Here is a 1114-nt window from a genome sequence, read left to right on the forward strand (position 1 = left end):
AGCTCGAGGTCAATGCCGCCGGCCAGTCCGACAGGATCGCCGCCACCGGAACCGCCACCCTGTCCGGGGGAACGGTGCAGCTTCTGGCGGAACAAGGCGGCTATGGCGCCTCGACGCGCTACACCATTCTGACGGCACAGGGCGGGGTCCTCGGCCAGTTCGCCGCGGTGGCCTCGAACTTCGCCTTCCTGACGCCGAGCCTGGCCTATGGCGCCAATGACGTGGCGCTGACGCTCGATCGCAACGCCATCGCCTTTCCGCAGGTCGCCCTGACCCACAACCAGGCCGGGGCCGCTGGAGCGGCCGAGGCGCTGGGCGCCGGCAACCGTGTCTACGATGCGCTGCTCACGGCAAGCGTCGCCGATGCCCGAGCCGGCTTCGACGCGCTCTCGGGCGAGATCCATGCCCAGGCGGTCGGCGTCGCGATCGAAGACAGCCATCTCATCCGCGAATCCATCCTCAACCGGCTGCGCTGGCCCTTGGCCGCGACCGGGTCCGGCGGCACGGTCGAGGGCGCCTTCAGCGCCGACGCGCCCGGCAGGTCGGGCGGCACGACGCTGCCGGCACCACACCTCGCCAGGGAACGCTTCACGCTTTGGGGCGAGGCGATCGGGGCGCAAGGGCGCACGGACGGAGACCGCAACGCGACCTCGCTCGACCGGCGCGGCGGCGGCATGCTGTTCGGCGCCGAGCTCAACTCCGGCTGGAGCGGCGACGGGCACTGGCGCCTCGGCCTTGCCGGCGGCTATACGCACACCGATTTCGATATCGACGGCCGCCGCTCGAGCGGCGAGCTCGGCAGCGCCCATGGCGCGCTTTATGGCGGCATGCGTTTCGGCGCCGTCTCGCTGCGGGCCGGCGCGGCCTATGCGTGGAGCGATATCGACGTGACGCGCCGGGTCGCGCTGCCCGGCATCTCCGATCTGCTGCGCCTCGATGGCCGCAGCGCGACCACCCAGGCCTTCGCCGAGATTGGCTACGCCCTGCCCTACGGGCCGGTCTCGTTCGAGCCCTTTGCGCAGATCGCAGCCGTCACGGTCCGCACCAGCCGCGACGCCGAGACAGGTGGCCCCACCGCACTGCAGGTGCTCGGCCGCGACCAGCGCCTCGGCTT

Annotated in this window: 1 protein-coding gene; it reads left to right on the forward strand. The window is 71.8% G+C overall.

The genetic code is table 11. The annotated features are described in order from the left end of the window. Positions 1-1114, forward strand: a 1114-nt coding sequence (locus tag AB4099_RS35180) for an autotransporter outer membrane beta-barrel domain-containing protein (protein ID WP_441481502.1), incomplete at both ends; no start/stop codon positions are given.

It is taken from the genome of Allobosea sp. 2KB_26 (genome assembly GCF_052115715.1).
In the GTDB taxonomy this organism is placed as follows: domain Bacteria; phylum Pseudomonadota; class Alphaproteobacteria; order Rhizobiales; family Beijerinckiaceae; genus Allobosea.